The sequence below is a fragment of the Catenuloplanes indicus genome (assembly GCF_030813715.1).
In the GTDB taxonomy this organism is placed as follows: domain Bacteria; phylum Actinomycetota; class Actinomycetes; order Mycobacteriales; family Micromonosporaceae; genus Catenuloplanes; species Catenuloplanes indicus.
Genome location: NZ_JAUSUZ010000001.1, coordinates 343068 through 367978, shown reverse-complemented (window position 1 = coordinate 367978; position 24911 = coordinate 343068). Strand labels below are relative to the sequence as shown.

Annotated in this window: 29 protein-coding genes; 15 read left to right on the top strand and 14 right to left on the bottom strand. The window is 73.6% G+C overall.

What is annotated here, in order from left to right; all coding sequences use genetic code 11:
- Positions 1–8 precede the first annotated feature (8 nt).
- From J2S42_RS02060 to J2S42_RS02045, 4 genes are all read right to left on the bottom strand, one after another.
- Positions 9–551 carry a hypothetical protein gene (locus tag J2S42_RS02060; RefSeq protein ID WP_307234617.1) on the bottom strand — a complete coding sequence of 181 codons (543 nt, stop codon included), beginning with the start codon at positions 549–551 and terminating at the stop codon, positions 9–11.
- A complete protein-coding gene (locus tag J2S42_RS02055) occupies positions 548–1606 on the bottom strand; it encodes a helix-turn-helix transcriptional regulator (RefSeq protein WP_307234615.1) in 1059 nt (352 codons plus the stop codon). The genes J2S42_RS02060 and J2S42_RS02055 overlap by 4 nt, the downstream gene beginning before the upstream one ends.
- Before the next feature lie 684 nt (positions 1607–2290).
- Positions 2291–3778: an MFS transporter gene (locus J2S42_RS02050; protein WP_307234613.1), complete on the bottom strand. Its 1488-nt coding sequence runs from the start codon at positions 3776–3778 to the stop codon at positions 2291–2293.
- Between the two features lie 62 nt (positions 3779–3840).
- The gene (locus tag J2S42_RS02045; RefSeq protein ID WP_307234612.1) at positions 3841–4398 is read right to left on the bottom strand and encodes a helix-turn-helix domain-containing protein; all 558 of its coding nucleotides are present in this window, start codon (positions 4396–4398) and stop codon (positions 3841–3843) included.
- A 78-nt stretch (positions 4399–4476) separates the two neighbouring features.
- Here J2S42_RS02045 and J2S42_RS02040 point away from each other — a divergent pair, with 78 nt between their 5' ends.
- Positions 4477–5133: a class I SAM-dependent methyltransferase gene (locus J2S42_RS02040; RefSeq protein WP_307234610.1), complete on the top strand. Its 657-nt coding sequence runs from the start codon at positions 4477–4479 to the stop codon at positions 5131–5133.
- Here J2S42_RS02040 and J2S42_RS02035 read toward each other — a convergent pair.
- Positions 5051–5935, bottom strand: a complete 885-nt coding sequence (locus J2S42_RS02035; protein WP_307234609.1) for a phosphotransferase enzyme family protein — start codon at positions 5933–5935, stop codon at positions 5051–5053. The genes J2S42_RS02040 and J2S42_RS02035 overlap by 83 nt on opposite strands.
- A 23-nt stretch (positions 5936–5958) precedes the next feature.
- Here J2S42_RS02035 and J2S42_RS02030 point away from each other — a divergent pair, with 23 nt between their 5' ends.
- On the top strand, positions 5959–6318 hold the full coding sequence (locus tag J2S42_RS02030) for a hypothetical protein (RefSeq protein WP_307234607.1): 360 nt from the start codon (positions 5959–5961) through the stop codon (positions 6316–6318).
- On the opposite strand, the gene J2S42_RS02025 is transcribed toward J2S42_RS02030, so the two are convergent.
- Positions 6240–6872 (bottom strand): hypothetical protein, encoded by a 633-nt coding sequence (locus J2S42_RS02025; RefSeq protein WP_307234605.1) that lies wholly within the window; start codon positions 6870–6872, stop codon positions 6240–6242. The genes J2S42_RS02030 and J2S42_RS02025 overlap by 79 nt on opposite strands.
- Before the next feature lie 84 nt (positions 6873–6956).
- On the opposite strand from J2S42_RS02025, the gene J2S42_RS02020 reads away from it, so the two are divergent.
- The 4 genes from J2S42_RS02020 (at position 6957) to J2S42_RS02005 (ending at position 9659) form a co-directional block, all read left to right on the top strand.
- Positions 6957–7883 carry a LysR family transcriptional regulator gene (locus J2S42_RS02020; RefSeq protein WP_307234603.1) on the top strand — a complete coding sequence of 309 codons (927 nt, stop codon included), beginning with the start codon at positions 6957–6959 and terminating at the stop codon, positions 7881–7883.
- Between the two features lie 268 nt (positions 7884–8151).
- A complete protein-coding gene (locus tag J2S42_RS02015; protein WP_307234602.1) occupies positions 8152–9165 on the top strand; it encodes an Acg family FMN-binding oxidoreductase in 1014 nt (337 codons plus the stop codon).
- Complete coding sequence (locus J2S42_RS02010; protein ID WP_307234600.1) at positions 9135–9290, top strand: hypothetical protein; 156 nt, start codon at positions 9135–9137, stop codon at positions 9288–9290. The genes J2S42_RS02015 and J2S42_RS02010 overlap by 31 nt, the downstream gene beginning before the upstream one ends.
- A gap of 63 nt (positions 9291–9353) precedes the next feature.
- Positions 9354–9659, top strand: a complete 306-nt coding sequence (locus J2S42_RS02005; RefSeq protein WP_307234599.1) for a hypothetical protein — start codon at positions 9354–9356, stop codon at positions 9657–9659.
- Between the two features lie 13 nt (positions 9660–9672).
- On the opposite strand, the gene J2S42_RS02000 is transcribed toward J2S42_RS02005, so the two are convergent.
- Positions 9673–9951: an Rdx family protein gene (locus tag J2S42_RS02000; protein ID WP_307234597.1), complete on the bottom strand. Its 279-nt coding sequence runs from the start codon at positions 9949–9951 to the stop codon at positions 9673–9675.
- Positions 9952–10116: 165 nt separating this feature from the next.
- Here J2S42_RS02000 and J2S42_RS01995 point away from each other — a divergent pair, with 165 nt between their 5' ends.
- The gene (locus tag J2S42_RS01995) at positions 10117–12363 is read left to right on the top strand and encodes an immune inhibitor A domain-containing protein (protein ID WP_307234595.1); all 2247 of its coding nucleotides are present in this window, start codon (positions 10117–10119) and stop codon (positions 12361–12363) included.
- 207 nt (positions 12364–12570) lie between these two features.
- On the opposite strand, the gene J2S42_RS01990 is transcribed toward J2S42_RS01995, so the two are convergent.
- Positions 12571–13563: a lysylphosphatidylglycerol synthase transmembrane domain-containing protein gene (locus J2S42_RS01990; protein ID WP_307234593.1), complete on the bottom strand. Its 993-nt coding sequence runs from the start codon at positions 13561–13563 to the stop codon at positions 12571–12573.
- 69 nt (positions 13564–13632) lie between these two features.
- Here J2S42_RS01990 and J2S42_RS01985 point away from each other — a divergent pair, with 69 nt between their 5' ends.
- The gene (locus J2S42_RS01985) at positions 13633–14202 is read left to right on the top strand and encodes a hypothetical protein (RefSeq protein ID WP_307234591.1); all 570 of its coding nucleotides are present in this window, start codon (positions 13633–13635) and stop codon (positions 14200–14202) included.
- On the opposite strand, the gene J2S42_RS01980 is transcribed toward J2S42_RS01985, so the two are convergent.
- A complete protein-coding gene (locus tag J2S42_RS01980; protein WP_307234589.1) occupies positions 14115–15317 on the bottom strand; it encodes a cytochrome P450 in 1203 nt (400 codons plus the stop codon). The two genes, J2S42_RS01985 and J2S42_RS01980, sit on opposite strands and share 88 nt — an antisense overlap.
- Positions 15318–15422: 105 nt before the next feature.
- On the opposite strand from J2S42_RS01980, the gene J2S42_RS01975 reads away from it, so the two are divergent.
- Together J2S42_RS01975 and J2S42_RS01970 are read left to right on the top strand one after the other, a co-directional pair.
- Positions 15423–15569, top strand: a complete 147-nt coding sequence (locus J2S42_RS01975) for a hypothetical protein (RefSeq protein ID WP_307234588.1) — start codon at positions 15423–15425, stop codon at positions 15567–15569.
- Positions 15570–15672: 103 nt separating this feature from the next.
- On the top strand, positions 15673–16074 hold the full coding sequence (locus J2S42_RS01970; protein WP_307234586.1) for a hypothetical protein: 402 nt from the start codon (positions 15673–15675) through the stop codon (positions 16072–16074).
- 701 nt (positions 16075–16775) lie between these two features.
- Here the strand turns inward: J2S42_RS01970 and J2S42_RS01965 are convergent.
- The gene (locus J2S42_RS01965; protein ID WP_307234584.1) at positions 16776–17048 is read right to left on the bottom strand and encodes a hypothetical protein; all 273 of its coding nucleotides are present in this window, start codon (positions 17046–17048) and stop codon (positions 16776–16778) included.
- 334 nt (positions 17049–17382) lie between these two features.
- Here J2S42_RS01965 and J2S42_RS01960 point away from each other — a divergent pair, with 334 nt between their 5' ends.
- On the top strand, positions 17383–17907 hold the full coding sequence (locus J2S42_RS01960) for a SigE family RNA polymerase sigma factor (RefSeq protein WP_307234582.1): 525 nt from the start codon (positions 17383–17385) through the stop codon (positions 17905–17907).
- Between the two features lie 22 nt (positions 17908–17929).
- The gene (locus tag J2S42_RS01955; protein ID WP_307234580.1) at positions 17930–18619 is read left to right on the top strand and encodes a hypothetical protein; all 690 of its coding nucleotides are present in this window, start codon (positions 17930–17932) and stop codon (positions 18617–18619) included.
- Here the strand turns inward: J2S42_RS01955 and J2S42_RS01950 are convergent.
- Both J2S42_RS01950 and J2S42_RS01945 read right to left on the bottom strand, forming a co-directional pair.
- Positions 18588–20522, bottom strand: a complete 1935-nt coding sequence (locus J2S42_RS01950; protein ID WP_307234578.1) for an RNA polymerase sigma factor — start codon at positions 20520–20522, stop codon at positions 18588–18590. The genes J2S42_RS01955 and J2S42_RS01950 overlap by 32 nt on opposite strands.
- 2 nt (positions 20523–20524) lie before the next feature.
- Positions 20525–20851, bottom strand: coding sequence for a YciI family protein (locus tag J2S42_RS01945; RefSeq protein ID WP_307234576.1), 327 nt, complete (start codon positions 20849–20851; stop codon positions 20525–20527).
- A gap of 155 nt (positions 20852–21006) precedes the next feature.
- On the opposite strand from J2S42_RS01945, the gene J2S42_RS01940 reads away from it, so the two are divergent.
- Both J2S42_RS01940 and J2S42_RS01935 read left to right on the top strand, forming a co-directional pair.
- Positions 21007–21672 (top strand): DUF7919 family protein, encoded by a 666-nt coding sequence (locus J2S42_RS01940; protein ID WP_307234575.1) that lies wholly within the window; start codon positions 21007–21009, stop codon positions 21670–21672.
- Between the two features lie 35 nt (positions 21673–21707).
- Positions 21708–22478 carry an alpha/beta fold hydrolase gene (locus J2S42_RS01935; RefSeq protein ID WP_307234574.1) on the top strand — a complete coding sequence of 257 codons (771 nt, stop codon included), beginning with the start codon at positions 21708–21710 and terminating at the stop codon, positions 22476–22478.
- Here the strand turns inward: J2S42_RS01935 and J2S42_RS01930 are convergent.
- Both J2S42_RS01930 and J2S42_RS01925 read right to left on the bottom strand, forming a co-directional pair.
- Entirely contained in the window at positions 22450–22899 is a 450-nt protein-coding gene (locus J2S42_RS01930; RefSeq protein WP_307234572.1) for a hypothetical protein, read from the bottom strand. The two genes, J2S42_RS01935 and J2S42_RS01930, sit on opposite strands and share 29 nt — an antisense overlap.
- Before the next feature lie 416 nt (positions 22900–23315).
- Positions 23316–24323, bottom strand: a complete 1008-nt coding sequence (locus J2S42_RS01925) for a TerC family protein (RefSeq protein WP_307234570.1) — start codon at positions 24321–24323, stop codon at positions 23316–23318.
- A gap of 274 nt (positions 24324–24597) precedes the next feature.
- Here J2S42_RS01925 and J2S42_RS01920 point away from each other — a divergent pair, with 274 nt between their 5' ends.
- Entirely contained in the window at positions 24598–24903 is a 306-nt protein-coding gene (locus J2S42_RS01920; protein ID WP_307234569.1) for a helix-turn-helix transcriptional regulator, read from the top strand.
- The last annotated feature ends 8 nt before the right edge of the window (positions 24904–24911 follow it).

The window sequence follows — 24911 nt, the reverse complement described above, 5'->3', positions numbered from 1 at the left end:
GTGCGCGGTCAGACGCACGCGCCGCACGCCGGGTCGCCGTCCTGTTCCCAGTAGACCTCGACCGGCCGGTCGACCAGCGGGTCGTCGACCGGTACCGGCTCGACGGTGACCGCGCCGTCGGTGCGCACCCGGGCGCAGCCGGCCCGCTCGTCCGGCCCGGTGAGCACGCACAGCACCAGCGGTTCGGTCAGGCTGCCCGGCGCGAACTCCCATCCGGGGCCTGGGATGATCGCCCAGCCGTCCGCGCCGACGGTCAGGAAGGACATCGACCCGATGGACGGCGTGACGCCGGGACGGTACGGCACCACGGCCCACCGGGTGAGGGCGATGAGCTGCGGGTCCTCGCCGGGACAGGCCTGGAGGCCGGGCTGCACCGTGTTGCCGTCCGGCAGGAACCAGGGCGGCGGGCCCAGCGAGAAGAACGCGGTGGCGCAGATCGACCGGCCCGGCCAGCCGGGCAGCGCCGGTTCTCCGGGACCGGGGGCGAACGCGCCGGTCAGCGCGACCACCAGCGGTGCCAGCACGACCGCGAGCAGCTTCCTGAGCGTCATGGTCTCTCCTGTGGGGTGGTGACCCGGGCCGCGCCGAGCGCGAGGCCGAGCTGGAAACGGTTCTCCACGCCGAAGCGGTCCATCAGCTCGCGCATGATCTTGGTGATCAGCCGGGTGCTGACCCGCATCCGCGCGGCCGCGCTCGCGTCCGTGTGACCCTGGGCCAGCAGCGTGACCAGTTCGCGTTCCCGGTCGGTGAGCACCACCTCCGGCAGGCCGGACTCGCGCGGATCGGTCGCGGTGGCCCAGTGCTGTTCGAACAGCATGACCAGTGCCCGTACCATGCCCGGCTGGCTGATCTCCAGGTAGCCGCGGTCGAAGTCCGCCGGGTCGGCCGGGAACAGCGCCACCCGCCGGTCCACGACGAACAGCTTCAGTGGCATCTCGGCGGCCTCCCGGTAGCCGAACCGCGCGTGCCCGAACAGGGCCGCGTCGACGTGCAGGTCACGGTCGGCCGGTGGCAGCCCGAGCACGCGCATCCGGACGCCGCGGTCGACCATCCGCCGGCTGAGCGGCGCGGCCGGCCGCGCGGACGCGGCGTCGAACGCCTGCTCCGTGTTGATCGCCAGGTGCTCACTGCGCTCCGCGTCCATCAGATCGGCCAGCCGTGCCCGGGTCAGCGGCCGGTCCGGCAGGTACCGCACGCCGTCACCCAGCTCGCCGCCGACCGCACCGGCCGCCGGCACGGTCGCCGCCCCCCGCGACAGCTCGGTGACGACGGTCCGGTGGCTGCGCGCCTGCGCCTCCTCGTCGACCAGCCGCAGCCGCCGGCGCCGCACCGCGGCCACCGCGTCCCGCACCGGCGCCGCGGTCCACACCGGTGCGCGGGCCCGGCCCGGCCCCGGCGCGGCCACCCCGGCACCGCGCAACTCGGCCAGCGCGTCGCCGACCCGCCGCGCCGGCAGCCCCAGCTCGGCCGCGAGCGTCCGCGCGTCCCGGCCGCCCATCGTGGTCAGCGTCCGGAAGACCAGGTCGGCGTCGCAGGACAGTCCCCATCGGACCAGCGACGGCACCGCCGCCCCGACCGGCAGCGACAGATGTTCCGGGCTCGTCATGTCCACCCCCGTGTCGTTCGACGCCCCGCCGTGATGCAACCACACCCCACCCACCCCAGCCAGCCCTGTCCGTTTCGCCCACCCCCCATGCTGAAAACCGCAAGATCAAACCTCAGCGCCGGTACGACGGTGATCTAGGCTGCCGCGATGAGGACGGTCGCGGTGCTCGGGGAGCCCGGTGTGCTCGACGCGTGGGGTGCCGCAGCACTGCTCGGTGCGGAGCTGGGCCTGAGGACTTTGGAACGTCGGCGATCTGGTGCGGTCGGCCGTGCACGACCGGAACCGGTGGGGGTTGCGGTTCGGGGAACACCTGGCTGCCGGGTGTCCGGTGCCGGACGAGCTGATCGTCGAGTTCGTCGTGGCGGCCGTGTCCGTGCCGGGGAGGGCTGGCTGCTGTTCGGCTTCCCGCGTCTGCGCGGCCAGACCGGGTGCGCCGGGCGGAACCCGGCCGTCCCCTCCGATTCGGCCGCCGGGGTCGGCGGGACACCCGGGTCCGTCGGGCCGGGGCCGCCCGGTCGGCCGGGCCGGGTCCGCCGGGACGCCCGGGTCCGACGGGACGCTGGGGTCCTCCGGGACCCCCGGGACCCCGGGACCCGGGGGCGGCCGGGTCCGCCGGGTCTACTGGAACGCCCGTTTGGCCGGGTCTGGCCGGGTTGGCAGGGAACGCCGGGCGCCGCCGACGGCTCAGCCGCCCGCCGTGGCCGGCCGCCGCGCTGGGCCGCGGGTGACGACGTAGGCGAGCAGCGTGGCTATCACCAGCACGCCGGCCCACATCGCCTGCCGCCAGCCGTCCACGAAGGACTCCTGTGCGGCGCGGATCAGCGTGTCGTCGCCGGTGGACAGTGCGGCGGCCAGGCCGTCGTGGGCGGCGCCGGCGGACGGGTGAGTGCCGATCGAGGTGCGGTAGCCGGCGGAGAGCACCGCGCCGAGCAGTGCGACGCCGAGCGCGGTGCCGAACTCGCGGGTGACGTCGTTGAGCGCGGATGCCACGCCCTGCCGGGACCGGGGCAGCGCGGCCGTGATCGCCTCGGTCGCCGGTGTCATCGTCAGGCCCATGCCGAGGCCCATCGCCAGCATGCCGGGCAACACCGAAGGATAGCCGCCGTCCACCGAGACGAGCACGGCCATCAGTGCCAGCCCGGAGCCGCCGAGTGCGATTCCGGCGGACATCGTGGCGCGGGCGCCGGCCACCGCGGCCATGCGTGGCGCGAGACCGGACGCGGCCATCATCAGGATCGCCATCGGCATCAGCGCGAGCGTCGACCGCAGCCCGGACCAGCCCAGCACGCCCTGCAGGTACGGGAAGAGGACCACGAAGATGCCGGCCTGCACGCCGAAGACCACGAGCAGCGCCACCGAGCCGCCGGCCAGGCCGCGTTCCCGGAACAGGCGCACGTCGAGCAGCGGTGCGGGGTGGCGCAGTTCCCGGGCCACGAAGACCGCGGTGCCGAGCGCGCCGGCCAGCAGCGCGGCGAGCGTGAGCGGCGCGGTCCAGCCGTGTTCCGGGCCCTCGTGCAGCGTGACGATCAGGCCGACCGCGGCGACCACGGACGCGAGCGTGCCGGCCGTGTCGAAACGGTGGCCGGTGGTCTCCCGGGAGTTTGGCACGGCGCGCAGCGTCAGCGCGGCGGCCACCGCTGCCAGCGCGACCGGCAGCAGGAACAGCCACCGCCAGTCGGCCACGTCGACGAGCAGCGCGGACAGGTACATGCCGAGGATGCCGCCGCCACCGGCGACGCCGGTCCAGATGCCGATCGCGCGGGAGCGGTCCCGGTCCGGGAACGTCGACGTGATCACGGCGAGCGTCACCGGCATGATCATTGCGGCGCCGACACCGGCGGCGAGCCGGGCGGCGATCATCAGTCCGGCGGAGGTGGCCAGGCCCGCGGCCGCGCTCGCGGCGCCGAACAGCGCCAGGCCGGCCAGCAGCACCGGGCGGCGGCCCCAGCGGTCACCGGCCGCGCCGAGCGGCAGCAGCAGCGCGGCCAGGCCGATCGTGTACACGTTGATGATCCACAGGACGGTGCCCTGCGAGGCGCCGAACGCGAGCGCGATCTGCTGCTGGGCGACGTTGAGCCCGGAGACCGAGGCGATCACGGCCATCAGCGCGACGCACACCGCGGTCAGGATCGCGCGCCGCTGCCGGGCGTCGGGGACGGTGGAGAGTGTCATGGCCGGAAGCGTGCCAGCGATCTTGCGATCTCCGCACGTACCCTTGCTGGAATTGCAAGATCTTAGGACGCGTGCGCGCGCTGGCCCTCCTGGTCGAAGAACGTGAGGATCTCCACCGGGCCGTCGGCCGCGGCGATCGAGTGCGGCACCATCGTGGAGAACTCGGCCGCGTGCCCGGCCGGCACGGCCAGCTGACGTTCGCCGAGGTAGAGCAGTGCGGTGCCGGTGATCACGGTGAACCACTCCCGGCCCGGGTGCACGGCGAGGTGGCCGGGGCCGCCGCGGCGCTCCGGCGTGATCCGCATCTTGGCCACGAACGGGCCGCCGCCCTCGCGGGACAGCACCCAGGTGGTCAGGCCCGGCTCCTGGTGCGGCATCGGCCGGATGATCACGTCCTCGTCGTCGACCGGCTCGACCAGGTGGTCGATCGTGGTGCCGAGCGCGCGGGCCAGCGCCACCAGCTGCTCCAGGTCGATGCGCCGGTGCCCGGTCTCGATCCGGCTGAGCGTGGACGGGCTGATGTGGCAGCGGGCCGCGAGCGCGTCGAGGCTCCACCCGCGCGCCTGCCGCAGCCCGCGGACGCGCTGGCGGACCACGTCGGTGAGTTCCAGATCGGCCATGACCACCACGGTACGCAGGCCCTTGCGAATTCCGCAAGAACGATTGCGTCCAGCGCGTAGAACCGTACCGTTGCGGGCATGAGCAGCGAGAACTCGTTCGACCCGCAGTGGTGGGAGCAGCACTACCAGGGACACACGCCGCATCACGGTCCGCCGGGCGGCCAGCTCGCCGCGGAGGTCACCGGCCTGCCCACCGGCACCGCGCTGGACGCCGGCTGCGGCACCGGCGCGGACGCGGTCTGGCTCGCCGCGCGCGGCTGGACCGTGACCGCGGTCGACGTCTCGGCCACGGCCGTGCGCGCCGCCGAGGCGTTCGCCGCGGGCCGCCCCGGCATCGAGTGGGTGGTGGCCGACCTGACGACCTGGCAACCCCCGCGCCGGTACGACCTGGTGGTCAGCCAGTACGTGCACCCGGACCTGCCGTTCACCGCGTTCGTCGCGCGGCTCGCCACGATGGTTGCGCCCGGCGGCACGCTGCTGGTCGTCGGCCACGACACGCACTCCGCCGCGCACGCCGCGGCCGGCGCCACGATCGGCCCGGACGCGGTCACGGCCGCGCTCGGCCCGGACGAGTGGACCGTGACCGTCGCGGAGACCCGCACCCACGAGGTGCAGCACGGCGGTCACCGGCGCACGCTGCGCGACCTGGTGGTCAAGGCCCGCCGGGGCCGGCCCGCCGATCCAGCAGCGGAGACCGTTTCCGCAGGTGGGCGAGGGGCCAGGACAGATCGGTGAGCGCGGCGGCCCGGCCGCCGCGCAGCGCCGCGAGTTCGGCCCGCGCGTCGATGAACAGCCACGCCCGGAACGCGGGCCGGATCAGCTGCCACTCCACCTCGGACAGCGGGCGCACCTCGTCGTACCCGCGCAGCACCTCGTCCTGATATCCGCGCCAGGACAGCGCGAAGTCGGCGACCTGGACCGTGTGGTGGGTGCCCTCGAAGTCGAGCACGCCGGTCAGCCGGCCGTCGTCGTACAGCAGGTTCCACGGCGCGAAATCGCCGTGGATCACGCTGCGCGGCACGTCCGGCGCCGGGTGCGCGGCGAACCAGGCGCGCGTCGCATCGAGGTGCCGCCACATCGTGCGCGCCCCGTCCGGGTCGGTCCGCTCGTGGATCCGCAGCCAGTCGTCGACCGTGGGATCCGCCACCACCGCGGCCGGATCGGCGAACCCGCCGCGCTGGCCGGTGATCCCGGTCGCGGCCGCGGACTCGTGCAGCCCGGCGAGCAGCCGGCCCCGCGCGCGCTGCTCGCCGGGCCCGGCGTCGCGCGGCCGGCCGGGCAGCCGGTGGAACAGCGCCCACGCGCCGCCGGGCACGTCGATCGTGTCGTCCGCGAGCTCCGGCGTGGGCCAGCCGCGCGCCCGCAGCGCGTCCGCGACCCGCACGGTGTAGCGCCAGTCCGGGAACGTCGCCTCGTCGAAGAACTTCACCACCAGGGGTACGCCGTCGCGCGCGGCCGCCCAGGTGCCGCGCGGCCGGTCACCGAGCGGCGGCCCGGCCGTGATCCGCCACCGCGCGCCGACCACCGGATCCACCATGGAAGCCATGGTATGCAGGACGGATGCACACGGACGACGGCCGGTACGTCGTGGTCAAGGGCCGCCGCTGGCGTGCCACCGACCCGGCGATCCCGGAGGACGTCGCGGCGCGGCTGCGGACGGCGCTGATGTCGGCACGCCGGGACGTCGGTACGGCGCTGCGCGCGGGTGCGGACCCGGCGCCCGCGCGAGCCCGCGTCCAGCTGGCGAAGGTGGCGCTCGGCGAACGCGGCACCCCGTGGTGGGACCAGTCCCTGGAGGAACGTCGCGAGCGCTGGGCGGAGGGCCTGCGCGCGCTGACCGGTCAGCGGCCGGCGGCCCAGGAGACCGGGTCGCGCTCGAACCAGTACCAGCCGTCGCCGAGCGCCCAGCGGAAGTGGTAGAGCGAGTCGTAGCACCGGTAGATGTCGGTCGGCGGTGCGCCGCCGGGATGGACGAACGCACCGGGGAGATCCGGGTAGTCGGCCCAGACCGGCAGCAGGACGCCCGTCCCGTCGCCGATCCGGCTCGCCGCGCCCTCGATGGACAGGTGCCGCAGGGGCGGCGGCAGGCGCAGCCCGTAGTAGTCGTCCGGGACCAGGCGGTTCGCGTCGGCGGCGGCCGCGAAATCCGCGCGGTGCTGCCGGTAGTAGGCGTCGATGGACAACCGCGGCCAGCCGGCCGTCAGCACCGGCACGGCCAGGGCCGCGGAGAGCACGAGCGCGACGATCGACCACCGTGGGCGCCCGCGTCGCCACACGCCGAGCGCCAGTGCCGCGGTGAGGAGGACGGCGTAGACGTACGCCACCTCTCGGAGATAGCTGAACGGGCCCCGATGCTGGGCGATCCACACGCCGGAGAACTCGACGGCGGCCACCAGGGCCCACAGCCCGAGGATCACCGGCACCACCACCGCGGCCTCGCGCGTCCACCGGGAACCGTTGCTGGCACCGTCCACATCGGCATTAGATCAACGTGGCGCAACCGTGGTCTCCGGTGACGGGGTGTGAAGGCGGATCGGTGCGCGGACTACGATCTCTCGATGCCTCTGGAGCCCGGACACCTTCGCCTGCTCGCCATGATCAGCCGACACAGTTCCACCGCCGCCGCAGCGGGTGAGCTGGGCGTATCGCCGGCCGAGGCCGCGCAGGAGCTTGCCCGTGCGGAGCGTGACTGCGGCGTGCCGCTGCTGCGGCGCGGGCCGCGCGGTGACTCGCTGACCGCGGCCGGTCATCTACTGGCCCGGCACGGTGCGGACATCGACCGGCTGACCGCGCAGGCCACCGCGGGCCTCGCCGAGCTGCTCGGCCTGGTGTCGCTGCGGCTGCGGCTCGGCGCCTGCGAGACCGCGGCGCTGCACCTGCTGCCGCCCGCGCTCGGTGCGCTGCGCCGCCAGCAGCCCGACGCCGAGCTGTACGTCGCCGACCTGCGCCTCGACCAGGGGCTGGACCGGGCGCTCACGCTGGTCGAGGACGGTGAGCTGGACCTGGCCGTGTTCGCGGTCTGGGACGACGCGCCGAAGGTCTCCGCGCAGCTCACGCTGTATCCGCTGGTCACCGACCCGCTCGTGGCGGTGCTGCCGGAGGGGCACCCGCTCGCGGCGGACGGTCAGCCGTTCGCTCTGGAGGCGCTGGCCGGTGCCGCCTGGGCCGCGCTGCCGGCCGGGACCGTGGACCGCGAACAGCTCGACCGCGCGGCCGGCGCGGCCGGGTTCGTGCCGGACGTGCGCTTCCAGGCGGCGACCTACGCGGCCGCGCAGGCGTTCGTCGCGGCCGGGGCCGGTGTCACGGTGGCGCCGCGGCTCGCACTGACCGGCGCGGCCGGTGTCGTCCATCGCGACCTCACGCCGCCGGCGCCGCACCGCACGCTCTACGCCGCGACGCTCACCGACACCCGGTTGGCGCCGCTCGCGAACACGGTTCTCACCTATCTGGACGAGGCAGTCACCGCGCTCACCGGCCGATCCTGACACCGCGGGCTGTCGGCCGCCGGACTGGACGGCGATCAGGTCAGCCTCCTAGGATGGATAGGCGGCGTGCGGCCGGTCGCGCCGCCGGAAGCCGGCCATGGCCCTCGCGCAGCAGGGCGAAGGCGGTCTCGACGGCGGTGGGGGAGTTGGTCACGGCCGGGAGTGCAGGGCCACGCTCCGACACTGTCGGCGTACCGTCGTGGGTCTTTCGCCCCTTGGCTCTTGATCGTCGAGCCGGAAGGCTCGGTGGGGACGAGGGAGGCACGCGATGACGGTGACCGCGGAACGGGCGTCCACACTCGACATGCCGGCGGCGGCGCCGGGCTGGCTGGCGGCTGCGATAGCGGCGCCGTCGGTGCACAACACGCAGCCGTGGCGGTTCGCGGTGGACGGCACGGAGATCCGGGTGCTCGCGGACCGGAGCCGACGCCTGCGGGTGATCGACCCGGACGGCCGGCAGCTGCTGATGAGCGTGGCCGCGGCCGCGTTCAACCTGCGGCTGGCGATCCGCGCGCACGGCCGGGTGCCGCTGCACCGGGTGCTGCCGTCGCCGGGCGTGGTGCTGGCGGTGGTACCGGCCGCCAACAGCCGTCCGCGGCCGAGCCTGCTGCGGCTGCGGACCGCGGTCGGCGTGCGGCACACCAGCCGGGCGCCGTTCGCGGACCCGCCGCCGTCCCGGTCCGCGCTGCGCGAGATGTTCGCGGCCGCCTCGATCGAGGGTGCGGAGCTGTCCGTCTGCCCGCCGCTGACCCGTGACTGGCTGCTCACGGTCACCCGGGAGGCCGCGGACCGGCAGGCGATGTCCGCGGCGTACCGGGACGAGCTGGCCGCGTGGACCGCGACCGGCGGCCGGTTCGACGGCGTGCCGGACAGCGCGTTCGGCGCACGCGACGCGCGCCGGCGGATCCCCGGCCGGTGGACCGGCGCGGGCCGCGGAGTGCTGTTCGAGTCCGCGCCGACGCTGGCCGTGCTGACCACCCGCACCGACGACCCGCGCGCCTGGGTGGACGCCGGCCAGGCGCTGCAACGGGTGTTGCTGACCGCCGCGGCGTCCGGCCTGTCCGCGCAGCCGCTGCACGCGGCGCTGGAGGTGCCGGAGCTGCGCGCCCGGGTGAACGCGCGCTTCGGCGGCCGTCACACCCAGGCGATCCTGCGGATCGGTCACCCGACGGTCGCGTACCCGGGCACGCCGCGCCGGCCGGTGCCCGACCTGCTGACCCAACGGGGGTACGCCGTGCCGGAATGGCCGGCGTGGCCGAGCAGTACCTCTCCGTGTTCGTGATCGACCCCGTGGCGTTGCCGGACGGCCCGGCGGGCCGGGACGGTCCCGGTGCGCCGGCCGGCGAGGCGGTTCTGCCCGGCCGGCACTGGGAAGAGCTGACCGCCGCGTTGCGTGTGTGGGCCTGACCGCGCTCGCCGATCTGTGGTCCACGCCGTGGCGCACGTCCGCCGACCCCGTGACCGTTCCCGATGTACGCGGACCCGGCGCGGGTCGCCCGGATCGACGCTGAACCGTCCGCGTTCGACCCGGCTCGCATCGAGGACGCCGAGCACCTGCTCCCCGGCGGCGACGACGCGGTCGAGGAGGTCGAGTGGCTCGTCGGCGAGAAGCTCGTCGCCTGGTTCGCCACCGCGCACACCGCCACCGCCGGCCTACCTGCTCCGCGACGGCGCGAAGTAGTCCGCGTCCACGGCCGGATGCGGCCGGGGCCGGGTGGTCCGGCTGGTCGAACCGAGTTGCAGGCCGCCGCCGTCGATCACCGCGGCCGTGCGTGACCTCGAGGCCGGTTCAGCGCTTCTCGGAATGGCCCAGGCTCATGTCCGGCGCGATACGGTCCCGTACCAATCGCTTCAGTTCGGTTATCTCGGGGTGGCCCGATTCCTTCCGGGACCAGATCAGGTCGCCGTCGAGGCGCACGTCGAAGACGCCGCCGGTGCCCGGCACCAGTGCCACCTCGCCCAGCCGCAGGCCGAACGTGGTCAGCAGCTCCTGCGCGGTCCAGGCGGCACGCAGCAGCCACCGGCACTGCGTGCAGTACTCGATCTCGAGCCTCGGCGTTCGTGTCACGCGTCGAAGTATGCCGGGTGAATCGTCCCGCAGAGCCCGGAATGACGCGGCTCACGGTCGGCTCTAAATGCACGTCTTTGCATGTCTGAATCAAGGGGGTAGCGTGCTTCCATCTCGTCACATGGGGAAGGAGTCCCCCTCTTGCACGGTCACATCAAAGCCGTCATGGCGGGCGTCACCGCGGCCGCGTTCGTTCTCGTCGTGCCCGCCGGCGCCGCCACCGCGACGCCGCCGGCTGCGGACAGCGAGCCGCGCACACCCGTCAAGGCGGACAATCTGGAGCATCCGCTCGGCGAGTCCCGCGAGGCGGCCCGCGAGGAGGCGATCACCAAACTGCTCACCGGTGAGGCCCGCAGCGAGCAGCGCAACGGGTCCGAGGTCGTCCGGCTCGGCGGCGACCGCTGGGTCGAGGTGCGGCAGAAGAGCAAGACCGACCCGGTCCTGACGTTCCTCGTCGAGTTCGGCACGCAGACGCTGCCGCAGACCGGCGGCACGCCGGGCCCGCTGCACAACCAGCTGCCGGCGCCGGACCGGGCGAACGACAACACCACGCTGTGGGTGCCGGACTTCAGCCCGGAGCACTACCAGGAGCTCCTCTTCAGCCCGAAGAAGGAGTCGATGACCACGTTCTACACCGCGCAGTCCGGCGGGCGGTACACGGTCACCGGCGAGGTCAGCGACTGGGTCACCGTGCCGTACAACGAGGCGCGGTACGGCAGCAACACCTGGGAGGGCGGTGAGGGCTACCAGGACTTCGTCAAGGACGCCGCCACCGCGTGGTACCAGGCACAGATCGCGGCCGGGCAGACCCCGGCGCAGATCACCGCGTCGCTGGCGAAGTACGACGTGTGGGACCGCTACGACTTCGACCTCGACGGCGACTTCAACGAGCCGGACGGCTACGTCGACCACTTCCAGGCGATCCACGCCGGTGAGGGCGAGGAGGCCGGCGGCGGCGCGCAGGGCGCGGACGCGATCTGGTCCCACCGCGGCTACACCTACCAGGGCGACTACGGCCAGACCGGCCCGGAGAACAACCGCCTCGGCGGCGTGCCGATCGGCGACAGCGGCCTGTGGATCGGCGACTACACCACCGAGCCGGAGAACGGCGGCCTCGGCGTGTTCGCCCACGAGTACGGGCACGACCTCGGCCTGCCCGACCTCTACGACACCCAGGGCGGCGACAACAGCACCGGCTTCTGGTCGCTGATGTCGGCCGGTTCCTGGCTGTCCCACGACCCGCAGAACATCGGCTCCACGCCCGGCTACATGGGCGCCTGGGAGAAGCTGTTCCTCGGCTGGCTCGACTACACCACGGTCAAGCCCGGGCAGAAGAAGACCGTGGTGCTCGGCCAGGCCGCGGACGCGAAGGGCCCGCTCCCGCAGGCCGTGGTCGTCCCGCTGCCGGACCAGACCGTCGTCACGGAGTACAACACCCCCCACTCCGGCGAGTACGAGTGGTGGGGCGGCGACGCGAACAACCTCAACACCACGCTCACCCGGACGCTCGACCTCACCGGCGCGACCACGGCGTCGCTGACCACCAAGGCGTGGCACGAGATCGAGGCCGGCTACGACTACCTCTACGCGGAGGTGTCGGCGGACGGCGGCAACCGGTGGACCCGGGTCGGATCGCCGCGGACCGGGTCCAGCGAGGGCGAGTGGGTCGACCTGACCTACGACCTGACCGCGTTCGCGGGCCAGACCGTGCAGTTCCGGTTCCGCTACCAGACCGACGGCGGCGTCCACTTCGCCGGCGCGTTCCTCGACGACATCACGCTCGTCGTCAACGGCGCCCCGGTCTGGACGGACGACGTGGAGTCCGCCACCTCCGCCTGGACCGCGCGCGGCTTCACCCGGTTCACCGGCACGCTGACCCGGATCGCGCCGCGCTACTACATCGCGGAGTGGCGCACCTACACCGGCTACGACAAGGTGCTCCGGACCGGGCCGTACAACTACGGCTGGACAAGCATCCGGCCGGACTGGGTGGAGAAGTTCCCGTACCAGGACGGCCTGCTGATCTGGTACGTCAACGACGCCTACACCGACAACGACACGATCAACCACCCGGGCGGCGGTGCGGTCCTGCCGGTCGACGCCCGCCCGGAACCGATCGTGTTCCCGGACGGCGTGCGGCTCGGCAACCGGCGGCAGCCGTTCGACGCCACGTTCGGCGTGCAGCGCACCGACGCGGTGACGTTCCATCGCAACGGGGCGCCGGTCACGGTACCGTCCCGCCCGCCGGTGACGACGTTCGACGACTCCGACCCGAACCGGTACTACTCGGCGGCGAACCCGCAGGGCTCGGTCCAGGTCGCCGGTCTCGGCGTGAAGATCCAGGTGCTGACGGAGTGGTCACTGATCGCCCCGTTCACCGTCCTCACGGTCACGTCACCCAAGCAACGCTGATCTCCCGAGTGCCGTGGGCGGTCCCTTCTCCCGCAGAAGAGCCGCCCACGGTACGGGTGACCCCGCCCCCACGTCTTCTCCCGGAGCGACACTTCCGCCTCCGGCCGGCCCCGGCGCCGCGGGATGCGGCGGCGACACCGGTGTCACCCTGGCGAACGCGGACGGTATCGCGGTGGCTGGGCCGGCGTCGCTGACCGGTGGGGGAGACTACCGGCGGCGGATCAGGAGGGCCGCGATGCCGCCGGCCGGGATCAGCAGCCAGCAGGAGATGACGCGGTAGACGAGGACGGCGGCGGTGGCGGTGATGGCGGTGGAGCCGGCCGTGGTGAGGCCGGCGACCAGTGCGGTCTCGATGACGCCGATGCCGCCGGGGGTGAGCGGGACCTGCCGGACGATCTGGACGCCGAGGTAGATGGTGGCGAGCGTGATCAGACTGATCTGCAGGCCCAGCGCGCGGGTGCAGGCGACCAGGCAGAGCAGGTCGGTGAGCCGGTTGACGGCGGAGTAGCCGACGACCGCGCACCAGTCGCGGATCCGCAGGCCGGCGCCGGCGTGCCAGGCGGCGTGGGCGGAGAGCAGCAGGCCGTGCGCGTACCGGCCGATCCGGGATTCCGGGATGTGGCCGACGTCGAACGGGCGGGACGGCAGCCGGCGGCCGATCGCGATGACGGTGGTGGTGAGCGCGGCGATCGCGGCGACGATGGCCAGCGGCTGCCAGTTGAGCGAGGTGGCGGAGCTGTGCGTGAGCACGATCGCGCCGCCGCCCGCGTAGAGGACGGTGAGCCCGCCGATCGAGGCGAGCCCGGAGACGATCGCGCAGACCGCGCCGATCTCCCGGGCGATGCCGGCCCGGTGGTACTCGTTGATCGCGTACCCGGTGGACACGGCCGGGCCGGCCGGGACCGAGATCGATATGGCGGTCCTGGCCAGGATGATCGCGAAGAGCCGCCGGCGCCGGATGGCGGCGCCGAGCGCGGTCAGCAGGTGCCGCTCCTGGAACGCGAAGCAGGACAGCGAGATCACCTGCAGCACGACCGCCCCGGCGATCCAGCCCCAGTGCGCGCCGCCGAGCGCATCGGTGAACTCCCGCGGATCGGGCAGCCGCCCGCGTAACCCGATCGCCGCCAGCGCCACGATCGATGCCGCGACCAGAACCAGACGGACCCATCGGGTACGCCAGCGCGCCCGCTTTTCCGGCATAGCCGATATATCCGAAATCTCCGGAATGTTGTCCGAAGACGACGGAGTGTGCGCGGTCGACGACATTGCATGATCCTCGCAAACGGCGGCACCTCCGGAAACCTCGCCGTCGCCAACGTCACGTCCACCCGGTATCGCACCGCCGCCCCGCCGCGCGGCCGCCGCGGGCTCGCGCCGGCCGGCCTGGCCGGCGCCGCACCTGGCGGAGACGCCGGCGTCTCCGGCGTCACGCCGCAGGCGGGACGCATCGGCCTCCCCGGCGTCGCCCCGGCCGGACATGCCGGGACCGCGGGCGTCGCGCCCACCGGAGTCCTCGGTCTCCCCGGTGGCGCGGCGGCGCGGTACGCGGGGCCGTTTCCGCCGGCCCGCATCGCGCCGGCCGGTCGCGCCGCCTTCGCCCGCGCCGCGTGCGGCGGCCGGGCCCGCCACGCCGGGCCCACCCGCCCCAGGCGAGCCGGCCACGCCGTCGCCGCGTCCGCCGGTCTCCCGCGGGCCGGGCGCCCCCGGATCGCCGGAGGTGCCGGACGAGCATCCGACGGCCCGCGGAGCGGTCACGTCCCGGACAGCGCCGGCAGCCGGGCCGGTGCGAGCGTGACCGGCAGTGACTCGTACGACGGGATCAGCACCCGCCGCCGGTAACGCCGCCCGCGAATGCTCCACGGCCGGCCCGGCCCGGTCAGCATCCGCAGCATCCCCCCGATCTCCGCTCGCGCGAGTGGCGCCCCCAGGCACAGGTGCCGGCCGGCGCCGAACCACAGCTGGCGTTGTTCCGGCAGGTAGCCACGGTCGAGGGAGAAGCCGCCGGCCCGGTTGTTGGCCGCGTGGGTCAGGATGAGCACCCGCTCGCCGGCGCGCAGTCTGCGGCCGGCCACGGTCACGTCCGCGGTCACCGAGCGGCCGATCGCGGCCGCGGGGGTGGTGACGCGCAGTCCCTCGCGTACCGCCTCGGGGATCAGGTCCTGATCGTCCAGCACCCGGTGCTGGGTGCCGGAGTCGTGCAGCAGCGCCACGATCCGGGCCATCGCGCTCGCGGCGGTCTCGGTGCCGGCGACCATCAGCAGCGTGGACAGGCCTTCCGCGTGCAGCTGTTCGACGCCCAGCTCGCGGCACCGGCCCAGGACCGTGGTCGGTGGCGCGGTGCGGAACGCGTCCGGCACGTTCACGGTCAGCCGGGCCACGATCTCGCGGCCGCGGGCCAGCGCCGACGGAGCCAGGTGGGTGGACGTGGACGCGTTCATGGCGAGCGTGGCCAGTTCCTCGCCGGTCGCGAAGATCTCCCGGTAGGCCGCGTCGGTGCCGGGCGTGCGCAGGTGCAGCAGGTCGGCGACGATCCGGCCGACGAGCACCCGGGCCAGGTCGGCGACGTCCACGGTCCGGCCGGCGGTCAGGTCCGCGCCGGCCTCGGCCAGCCGTGGGCCGACCACGCGTTCGGCGAGGCGGGTCGCGCTCTCCTCGGTGAACAGGTCCCGGGTCCGCGACCGCAGGCTGTGGTGGCCGGGGCCGTCGAAGACCTCGTTGACCCAGTCGCCGAGCAGCTGGGACCACATGTGGCCGACGCCGCCCTCGCCGAGCAGGTTGAAGTGTGCCGGATCGTTCAGGATCGCGCGTGCCGTCACCGGGTCGGCGACCACCCAGCCGAGCTTCGGAACCTTCCGCAGCGGCGTGGCCAGCCGGCCCGCGGTCAGCAGCAGCGGCAGTGCGGGCCGCGCCGCGCCGATCACCCGCCATTCGTGCAGAGCCGCCCTATCGATCATGCAGGCATCCTGTCAGAGCGGCACAAGGTCACGGTTTCCGTCAGGTGAGCGGCCGGGTGACCGATCGGTGCGGGCCCCACCCCCCTTCGAAGCCGGAGGTTCCGCATGGATCCCGCCGTGGTCGTCGACACGATCTCGTCCTGGACGACCGGGTTCATCACGCTGATGGGCTCGCTGCCGGTCGCGGTCTGGATCTGTCCGGCGCTGCTGTTCGCCGGCGGCATGCTCGACCGGCTGGTCTCCCGCGGCTGACCTGCGCTGGAATCGCTCCCAGTGCGAGCTCGCCGGACCGCCGCTAGGCTCTCGATCGACGTCGCTCAACCCACGTCGTCGGCCGTGCGGAGGACGGCACCCCATGATCATGTCTTTGCTGCTGGATCTCGCCAACATCCTCGGCGGATTCCTGCTCGCCATAGCCCTGCTGAGCCGCCTGCCCCGGATCGGCGACGACCTGGCCCGCTTCGCCGCCCGCCTCGGCGCGTTCGGCTGGATCGTCGGCATCGTCGCGCTGGTCACCGGCGGCTACTTCCTGATCGTCCACCTGATCTCCGGCCCGCGCGTCTTCCACTTCGAGGTGGTCGGCATCATCGTCGGCGTCCTCCTGCTGTGGGACCGGCTGACCGGCCGCCGCCCGGCCGGCCCGGCCGACGGCACGGTCGCCCGGGCGGACACCGCGGTCGGTGCCGGCCTGATCCTGGCGATCTTCGGGATCATCGCGATCCTGGTCGGCCTGCAGGGCCTCGGCACGCCGGACTGAACCAGGCGCCTCCGGAGCGCACGGACCGAACCGATCTTCCCGCTTCCGGCGACACCGGTGCCGCATGCTCCCGCGGGCACCGGTCGTCGCCGGCGCTCCTCCCTGCCGGTCCGTGACCGCAAGCCCTCCACCGTCATCGCTCCGCTCTGCTTACCCGACCACCCGCCCTACCCGGACGCCGACATTTCCCTTGCACCCCCTCACCCCCAGCCAGCCGGAATACCTCGCAACCGGCGCAGGGTCCACACCCCGAACGCTCACAGCACGCCCGGCCCGGCCCGACCCGGCCCGACCCGGCCCGACCCGGCCCGACCCGGCCCGACCCGGCCCGACCCGGCCCGACCCGGCCCGACCCGGCCCGACCCGGCCCGACCCGGCCCGACCCGGCCCGAGGCCCGACCCGAGGCGCGACCCGGCCTGGCAAGGGCGTGCCGGGCACCACACGAACGCGCGAAGCGCCGCGCAGCACGAACGCGCGAAGCGCAGCGTCGGGCCGCGCGGCCCGACGCTGCGCAGTGAGCGATGGGCCGTGACTGTTTCGGAGCGCGTGCGAAGCCCGCATCCGAAATATCGCCATATCTGGCGCCGCCTTCGCGTGTCCGTGTCCGCGGGAATCCCGCCTGCCCGGCTGAGTGATCAATCAGTGGAGCGAAATGGAGGTAAACTTCGATATTTGATCTCCTTTTTGCTCCACTGATTGATCACTCAGTTCCGGCGGTGCCGCCTTCGGGCCGGGCTGGCGGCGAGTCGCCGGGCGCCTCGTCCCCCGATATGGCGATATTTCGGGCGTGAGGTGCGGCGGCCGCCGGCTCGGTGGCGCGGTGCGAGATCTGTACGCCGCTGCCGGCTGCTTTTGATCCGGGCGACGTGGCCACAACGACATCTGGATCTTCGATTCCCCACGGATGGAAGATCATCCCGGGCATCGACCCCGCCCCCGGTGGCGAGCGAAGCACGCGGATCGCCAGCAGCACGGCATTGATGCGAGACCGGCTGCGGGCGAGACACGCGGATCACCGGCGGCACGGCCTGTACCGCCGGCATTGATGCGGGACCGGTGGCGTGCGAAGCGCGCGCGACCACCGGGAGCGCGCGGATGCACGGCCGGCATCGGCCCGGCAGTGGCGGCGGATCAGTGGCGGCGGATCAGTGGGCAGTGCGGGTGTGCACCGGTTGTCGCCGGCGCTCCTCCCTCCGCTTCCGGCGTGGTTGCTCAAGACCCGTCGCCCGGTCGCGGCGTGCCGGGAAGTGTCGTGCAGCTGACAGTCGCGGATGCAACCCCGGGCCGTGTGGTTCCGTCAGGAGATCATGAAGGTCGGGAGAGGCAACGCGCGCGACCAGGAGTTCCATGACTTCGTGTCGGCGCGGCGGGCGGGCCTGGTGCGTACCGCCACGCTGCTGACCGGCGGGGACGCGCACACGGCCGAGGATCTGGTGCAGACCACGCTGACCCGGCTGTACGTGGCGTGGCCGTCGTTCCGGGCGGCCCGCAACCCCGACGGGTACCTGCGCCGCGCGCTGGTCAACTGCCTGGTGGACGAGCACCGGCGGCCGTGGCGGCGGGCGGAGCGGAGCACGGCCGCGCCGCCGGACACCGAGGCGCCGGTGCCGGACGACGAGCCGGAGGCCGCGGGCGAGGTGCGCCGCGCGCTGCGCGAGCTGCCGCCGCGGATGCGGGCCGCGGTCGTGTTCCGGTACTTCTACGAGCTGGACATCGCGGAGACCGCGGACGCGCTCGGCTGCAGCACCGGCACGGTGAAGAGCCAGACGGCGCGTGGCCTGGACCGGCTGCGCGAGGCACTGGACCGGTCGGTGTCCGGTGCGGTCATCTGAAGAGAGCCTGGGGACGAGGGCGATGAGTGATCTGCGGCAGTACCTGGACCGGATCGCCGGGCCGGAACACCCGCCGGCCCCGGCCGCGGTGGACGCGGACGTGGCGCGCGGCCGGGTGGCGCTGCGCCGGAAACGGCAGGTGCGCGGCCTGCTCGGCGGCGCGCTGGCGCTGGTGGCGGTGGGCGCGCTCGGCGTCGCGGCCGTCACCGTCGACGCACCGGCCGATCCCGGCGGCGACCGGATCGAGGCCGCACCGGTGATCCCCCGCGGCACCTCGAGCGCCGTCGACACCACCCCCGGTACCCCCGCCGGCGTACGGCTGGTCGCGTTCGCCGGGGACCAGCCCGAGGGGTTCACGATCGACGTGGTGCCGGAAGGCTGGGAGATCCAGAGTTCCGTCGCCACCACGCTGCTGATCGCGCCGATCGGCCTGCCGGACCAGGACCCGAACTCGTTCGCCGACAAGATCACCATCTCGCTCCAGTACGAGGCGCCGGACGACCGGCCCCCCGCCGAGCAGCTCACCGTCGGCGGCCGGCCGGCCGTGCTGTGGACCAGCGAGGACGGCGTCCGCACGCTGTTCGTCCGGCTGGACGGCGGCGCCTACCTGAACGTGCAGCTGTGGCACAACCTGCGCTGGGGCACCGCCACGATCGCCGAGTTCGCGGCCGGGATCACGGTCACCGACGACGTCGAGCGCTCGCGGGGCTGAACCGGCGCAGCGTGGCCCCGGTCGCGCGTTTGCACAGGTATTCGGCCCGCTCGTAGGACAGCCGCCGCCGGCCGGTCTCCGGGCACAGGTCCGCCGCGCTCGCCGGCGTGCGGGCCGGTCCCGGGCGCCGGCCGGCGAGGAACAGCGGGCCGCGAGCCCGGCCGCCGATCAGCGCGGGCAGCAGCCGCGCGCTGCCGGACCGCCAGCTCAGGCCCTTGCCGGGTGCGCGGCGGTCGTCCAGGTCGAGATCCTGCACGTCCAGCCCGAGCACCGCGGTGACGGTCGCGCCGGACTCGTGCAGCAGCAGCCAGAGCGCGCGTTCACGCAGCGGGTGGCCGGCGTCCGCGCACAGCGCGGCCACCGCCTCGGAGGACAGGGGCACCGCGACGGTACGGGTGTCCGCGCGCCGGTCCAGCCCGGCGGCGAGCCCGGGCGTGCCCGCCCAGGCCGCGAACGAGCGGATCGTTGCCCGGTGCCGGTTCCAGGTGGCCGGTGCGGCGGTACCCCAGGCGGTGACGCAGGCGCGGGCGACCGCGTCCGCGGTGAGCGCGGTCATCGGGGTGTCGTCGCCGAGTGCCCGGCGGAGCCGGTCGAGCGTCTGCGCGTACGACCGGCGGGTGCTCGCGTCGTGCCGTGCCAGGAACTCGGTGGCACGCTCGCGTACCGTACCGTCGCGAAGGTCTTGACCGTGGTTGTCGGCCGGCAGGCCGTCGGCGCGTCCGCGCAGGTAAGCGGCCTCGGCCCGGTTGCGGGTGAGCGCGGCGGCGCGGCGCAGCTCGGCGCGCGCCTGCGCGTGCCGGCCGAGCCGGGCCAGCAGGTCGCCGCGCACGGCCGGGAGCAGGTGGTAGTCGCGCACCCGCGGGTCGTCGAGGAGCGCGTCGGTCAGCGCGAGACCGGCGGCCGGGCCGTCCGCCGCGCCGACCGCGACCGCGCGGTTGAGCCGCACCACCGGTGTCGGCCGCAGCGTCTCCAGCGTCGCGTAGAGCGAGGCGATCCGCGCCCAGTCGGTCTCCTCGGCCGTGCGGGCCTGCGCGTGACAGGCCGCGATCGCGCCCTGCAGCAGGTACGGGCCCGGCGGCCCGCCGGCGTCCCGGGCGCGCAGCATGGCCGCGAAGCCGCGCTGGACGAGCAGCCGGTCCCAGCGACCGCGGTCCTGCTCGTGCAGCGGCACCGGCGTCCCGTCCGGCGCGGTCCGGGCCCGCTCCCGGGACGCCTGGATCTCCATCAGCGCGACCAGCCCGTGCACCTCCGCCTCGCCCGGCGCGAGCACGGCCAGCAGCCGCCCGAGCCGCAGCGCCTGCCGGCACAGGTCCGTCCGGAGCAGGTCGTCACCGGTGGTCGCGGTGTACCCCTCGTTGAAGATCAGGTAGACGGCCTCGAGGACCGCGTCCAGCCGTTCGGCCAGCTCCGGCCCGGCCGGCAGCGCGAACGCGACACCGGCGGCCGCGAGCGTGCGCTTCGCGGACGAGATACGGCGCGCGATCGTCTGCTCGGTGACCAGGTACGCCCGGGCGATCTCGGCCGTGGTGAGCCCGCCGACGAGCTTCAGAGTGAGCGCCACCCGGGCCGTGGCCGGCAGCACCGGGTGGCAGGTGACGAACATCAGCCGGAGTACGTCATCGCGCTCGTCCGCCGCGGTGTCGCCGCTCAGGGCCGCGGTCTCCGCGTACGCGCGGTCCTGCGCCCGCGACCGCCGGACATGGTCGATGGCGCGGCGTTTCGCGACCGTCATCAGCCAGGCGCCCGGATTGTCCGGCACGCCGTCGGCCGGCCACCGCTCCAGCGCGGTGACCAGCGCGTCCTGGGCCAGCTCCTCGGCCAGGCCCACATCGTGCACCACTCGGGTGAGCGCGGCGACGATGCGGGCCGACTCCAGGCGCCAGACCGCCTCGACGGTCTCCATCCCTAGCCGAACACCTGCTGGATCACGCTCGTGCCGTCGCCGACCATCCGCCGGAACCGCCGGCACAGCTCGATCGCCTCGGCCTCGTCCGCCACCTCGATCAGCGCGAACCCGGCCGCGACCTCCTTCGCCTCGGCGAACGGCCCGTCCACGGTGGTGATCTCACCGTCCTTGGAGGTCAGCACGGTGCCCGCCGGTGCCAGGCCGCCGGTGGCCAGCAGCTGCCCGGTCGCGGACAGCTCCTGGACGAACGCGGCCATGTCGGCGTACAGCTTCTCGTCCGGCGCGGGCGTGGTGCCGGTGGAGACGGACGTCATCAGGTAGCGCATCGGTCGTTTCCTCTCGTGGGTGGAGCATGCTTCACCCTCACGACGCGCAGTGTATGTGACAGGGAACGGCGCTGTTCCCTGTCACGTAGTCAGCACGGTGGACCGGCGGCCGATCCGCCAGCCGCCCCAGCACCCGGGTGCGGGATCCTGACATCGTGGAGTACCTGGATCTGACGCCGTACACGTACACCGATTCCGCCCTGCCGATGACGTCGATCGGTTGGCTGGGTTCGGAGCACGGGGTGCAGGGACCGGCGGGGGCACCCCTGGCGGGCACCGAACTGGAAGAGCTGCGTGGCGCCTCCCGCCGGATATGCAACGTCGCCCTGGGGTTCCACACCTGCGAGTTCTGCGGGACGGTCGAGGGCAACGGCGAATACCGCTACTACCTGCCGGACGAGCGCACCTACGCCGCACCGGCGATGATCCTGCACTACGTCGACACCCATGCCTACCGGCCGCCGCGCCAGTTCCTGGAAGGCCTCGGCGCCGCGGCCCGGCCTCGCTGGGACCGGCGAGCCGACTTCCTGCGCGCGGTGCTGCTGGACCGGACCGCGGACCTCATCTGGCGCGCTGAGGCCGCCGTCGACCTGTCCCAGTGGGACGACCGGCGAGCATTCGACGCGCTGCGCCAGGTGCTGGCCGACGACCTGCTGATCGACTGCGGGGGAGACGAGATCGGACGCTCCCTGATCGCGTTCGCCGAGCGCGACTACGCCGCCGGCCTCGACTGGGACGCCCTGCCCCCGATGGTGCTCGACGGTATCGCACATCCCGGTGACGACTTGCACTTCGTCCGCCCGGTCGGACCGGACGCGTAGGTGCCACCGGTCGGCGATCCGGCTACTCTCCGGCCATGGATCATGGTGAGCGGGTGGTGCCGGTCGAGCTGCCGGTGTTGCGGTGGGGCGCGCGGGATGCGGCCGCGCGAGTGCTGCTGGTGCACGGGCTGACGTCGGCGGCGGTCGTCTGGTGGCAGGTGGCTGACGCGCTGGCGCGGGCCGGCTGCCGGGTGACCGCGGTGGACCTGCGCGGCCACGGGCGGGCGCCGGGCGCGGTGAGTTACCGGCTGGCGGAGCACGCGGCCGATCTCGGCGCGGTCGACGACGAGGGCGCGGGCTGGGACGTGGTGGTCGGGCACTCGCTGGGCGGTGCCGCGGTCGCCGAGGCGGCGGCGTCCGGGCTGCTGACCGCGCGGGCGTACCTGTTGCTGGATCCGGTGTTGCGGGTTTCCGGGCCGGAGATCGAGCGGTACGTCGTCGCGCTCACGGCGGAGCTGACCGCCACCCCGGCCGAGATCGCGGCGGCGCAGCCGCGCTGGCATCCGGAGACGGTACGGCTGAAGGCGGCGGCCGCGGCGGCGTGCTCGCCGTACGTGGTGGAGCACTGCCTGCGCGACAACGGGCCGTGGGATCTGGTGCCGGCGGTTGCGCGGATCGGGGCGCCGGTGACGGTGCTCGGTGCGGATCCGGCGGTCGAGGAGCCGAGCTTCACGGCCGCGCACGCGGCGGCGCTGACCGGGAACGCGACGTTCCGGGTCGCGCCCGGGTGCGGGCACTCGCCGCACCGGGACGACCCGGATCTCGTGGTGGCCGCGGTTACTTCTTCGATTCCTGCTGGAGCGTGAAGCAGTCGTCGCCGCCGCTCGTGGTGCCGCCGGTGTCGGGCTCCCAGCGGAGCGCGGTGCCGGCGGCGGCCATCTGGGCGTAGGCCTCCCCGTCCTCGAGGCAGTCGTCGTGGTCGCGGCCGACCTGGGCGCCCTCCGGGTCGACGCGCCAGAGGCCGTCGCGGGTCAGTTCCACCTTGACGTCGAAGCCCTTGCCCTTGGTCTGGCGGAAGTGGGCCTGCAGCGGCACCACCCACAGGCCGGACGGCTTCTGCTCGACCTGGGCCTGGTCGCCGCGGTCGCCGTTCTCGTCCCAGGCGTCGATGTAGACGGCGGAGCCCGGCTTGATCTGCCGGAGCTCGGAGTTGTCGGTACCACTGCAGGCGCCGAGCACCGGCGCCGCGACGGCGAGCGCGAGCAGGGCGGCGAGCGAGCGGTTCATTGGAGCAGCCTTTCGACGTGGATGGTGACGCCTGAGACGGTAGAGGACCATCGCAATTTCAGCGTTGCCTTAAATAAGCGACGTCTGAAATAGTCGTCGGATGGATGCTGAGGTGGACGCCGTCCGGGCCGAGCTGGCCGCGCTGGACGACCCGCGGGTGCGCGCGGTGAACGCGCGACACGGCGACGATCACGGCGTGAACCTGGGCGCGCTGCGCCCGGTGGCGAAAAGACTGAAGACCCGGCAGGACCTGGCGGTACGGCTGTGGGCCACCGGCGACCCGGCTGCACCTCGCCGTACGTGCCGGTCTGGATCTCCGAGATGGTCCGCCGGCAGGACGCCGGCTGACGAGGGCCCTCCCGGAGCGACCGGCCTTCACGGGCCGGACGGCGTCGCTCCGGGAGGGGGGCGGGGAATCAGGTCTCGGTGTCGCGCCCACGGTCGGCATCACCGGCCACGACCTGAGCGGGCCGCCCTGTGCCGTACCGCACAGCCGTTCCGGACGAGACGGCGGAGCGGGTGCTGCGCAGGCTCCACACGATCGACACCGCGATCGTCACGACGATCACGCCCAGCGTGACCGGGATCGGCAGCTTGCCGACCGGGGTCTCGGACAGGATCAGCTTGACACCGGCGAACGCGAGCAGTACGGCCAGCCCGTAGTGCAGGTGCACGAACCGGCGCAGCAGCCCGGCCAGGCAGAAGTACAGGCTGCGCAGGCCGAGGATGGCGAACGCGTTCGCGGTCCAGACGATGAACGTGCTGGTGGTGATGGCAAGGATCGCCGCCACGCTGTCGATGGCGAAGATCAGGTCGGTGGCTTCGACGGCGATCAGGACCACGAACAGCAGGGTGGCGACGCGCTTGCCGTTGATCCGGGTGAAGAACCTGTCACCGTGGTACGCCGGGTCGGTCGCGATGATCCGGCGCACGAGGCGCACGACCGGGTTGCGGTCCGGCGGGCTCTGCTCGCCGTGCCGGAACGCCATCCGGTAGCCGGTGTAGACGAGGAACGCGCCGAACACGTAGGCGGTCCAGAAGAACGTCTCCAGTAGTTCCGCGCCGACGAAGATGAACGCCAGCCGGAACGCCAGGGCGCCGATGACGCCCCAGAACAGAACCTTGTGCTGGTACGCGGCCGGGACCGCGAAGTAGGAGAAGATCAGCGCGAAGACGAACACGTTGTCGATCGACAGCGCCTTCTCGATCAGGTAGCCGGCGTAGTAGGTGCCGGCCACCTCGCCGCCCTGCCACACCCACAGGACGACGCCGAACAGCAGGCCGGCCGCGATCCAGATGCCGGACCAGATCACGGCCTCGCGGAAGCCGATGACGTGGTTGTCGCGGTGCAGGAACAGGTCGACGGCCAGCATCGCCGCGATGGCGAGCATGATCACGGCCCAGATCCACCAGGACACGGACAAGGGGAGACCTCCCGTCCAGCCGGCCCCGCGGTGCGGAAGCCGGCGCGCTGGACGAAGGTCTCCCCGGCCACCGCACCGGTAGCCGCACCGCCGGGACCCGGATTGCCAGGTCCGTACTGACGACGGTGCGTGGATCGTCGGGTACTCCCCCTCGAACTACGTCCCATTATTCGCGAAGCACAGTTCGTATGTCAAGGGGGACATGCGATGCGGGTTTCGTGTCTGGTGCGTCCTATATTGAGGTGCCCGGACACGCCGACGAACGAGGTCATCGATGCCCAGCAGCACGCCCGCGTCCCGCGGGTGGACGTTCCTGACCAACCATGCGCACGTGCTGCTGGCCATCGCGCGCGAGCCGACCGCCCGGCTGCGCGACGTCGCCGCGTCCGTCGGCATCACCGAGCGCGCCGCGCAGGCGATCGTCGCCGACCTCGAGGCCGACGGCTACCTGCACCGGGAACGGGTCGGCCGCCGCAACGAGTACACGATCAACCCGGCCGGCCGGTTCCGGCACCCGGCCGAGGCCGATCACCGCGTCGGCGAGCTGATCGCGCTGTTCACCGCCGCGCCGCGGCGCTGACCGACCGG